Below are 1625 nucleotides of genomic sequence, written 5' to 3'. Positions count from 1 at the left end.
GGTCGTGGCGCCGAGCGCGGTGCTGGCCACCGCGGTGGCCCCCTCCGCCCGGTCCGGGAACGGCCACAGCGCGGCCAGCAGCGCGGCCCGGCGGGCCAGCTCGCGCAACCCGCGTTCCTCCCACTCGGGCCCGTATCCGACGCCGGCCACCCGGTCCAGCAGGTCCAGGAAGACCTCGGCCGGTTGCGGCCGGTCGTCGGGGCTCTTGGCCATCCCGTGCCGCAGCAGCTCGTGCACCGGCGCGGGCGCCGGGTCGGTGGGAATCGGCGCGGTGGCGTGCTGCTCGCGCAGGGAGAGCAGGTCCGGACCCTGGTACGGGGGTCGTCCGGTGAGGCACTCGAAGAACGTGGCGGTGGCGGCGTAGATGTCGCAGGCCGGGCTGGCCGGGGCGCCGGTCCACTGCTCGGGGGCCATGTAACGGGGCGTGCCGGAGACGGTGGTGTCCGAGCCCCGACCGATCGGCATGGCGATGCCGAAGTCGGCGAGCTTGCTCGAACCCGCGCCGTTGACCAGCACGTTCTCCGGCTTGTAGTCACGGTGCACGACCCCGTGGGCGTGCGCGGCGGCGAGCCCGGCGAGCGAGCCCTTCAACACGCACAGCGCCGCCTCGGGGGTGGTCGGGCCGTGCGCGCGCAGCATCTGCCGCAGCGAGACGCCGTCGACCAGCTCCATGACGATGGCCGCCCCGTGCGGCGACTCGACGTACTCGTAGAGCCGGCTGACGTGCGGGTCGTCGATCTCGCCGAGCAGCCGCGCCTCGTCGCGGAACGCGGTGCGGAACGAGGAGTCGGCCCCGAGGTCGCGGACCAGGTACTTGATCGCGACCGGGGTGCCGGTGGCGTCGTGGGTGGCGAGCACGACGCTGCCCGACGCCCCGGAGCCGAGCCCACGAACCGGCGTGTAGCCGGACAGCTGCCAGCCGCTCATGCGACGAACCCCACCGCGCTCCAGGGACGGCTGCCGGTTGCCGCCTCGGTGGTCATTCTGGTCGCCCCGGCGCCGCCCGCCATCGGCGCAACGGACGCTTCCGTAGGCCGGACGGCGGCCCCGGACCGGAGGTGTCCCGCCGGCCCGGGGCCGGGCGGCGGATGGTCGGTAACGGACACACCGCCACTGCAGCAGACCCGCGCAACCCTCAGCCGGCGGCCCGCTCCCGGTCGACGGCCCGCCCCAGCGCCACCATCCGCTGCCGCTCCTCCCGGCGCCGCACCAGCAGCACCCCGGCCAGGAACGTGACAGGCGGGACGAGCACCAGCATCGCCCACTGGGCCGGGACCAGGGGGATGACGTGGTCCATGTGGACCGTGGACGTCGCCCAGCCGGCCAACGCGCGGTCGATCACCAGCGCCAGCGCCGCGACCGGCGCCAGCAGCACGGGGACACGCCGGCGCACGGCCGGGGCGAGGCCCACCACCGGTACGCAGACGGCGAGCGCCGCCACCGCGAGCCCGGCGAGGTAGAGCCACATCACCGGCTCGCTGCCGGCGGTCAGCCCGTAGAAGCTCTGGTAGGACACCGGGCCGCCGTCGAAGAGCGGACTGGTGGCCCGGTTCAGCTCCCACAGGCCCACGGCCAGGGCCGGGCCGGCCACCACGGCCGCGAGCCGGCGCGGGCCCAGCATCCGG

2 protein-coding genes are annotated in these 1625 nt (G+C 75.5%); both read right to left on the bottom strand.

What is annotated here, in order from left to right:
- Positions 1 to 927: serine/threonine-protein kinase (locus tag HUW36_RS32380; protein WP_174531526.1), on the bottom strand; the 927-nt coding region annotated here is incomplete at its 3' end.
- Between the two features lie 208 nt (positions 928 to 1135).
- The coding region (locus HUW36_RS32375) for a hypothetical protein (protein WP_217428920.1) at positions 1136 to 1625 on the bottom strand (490 nt) is incomplete at its 5' end.

Source organism: Micromonospora maritima (assembly GCF_902825405.1).
Taxonomy (GTDB): Bacteria; Actinomycetota; Actinomycetes; order Mycobacteriales; family Micromonosporaceae; genus Micromonospora; species Micromonospora maritima.
This window is presented reverse-complemented; position numbering and strand designations above follow the sequence as displayed.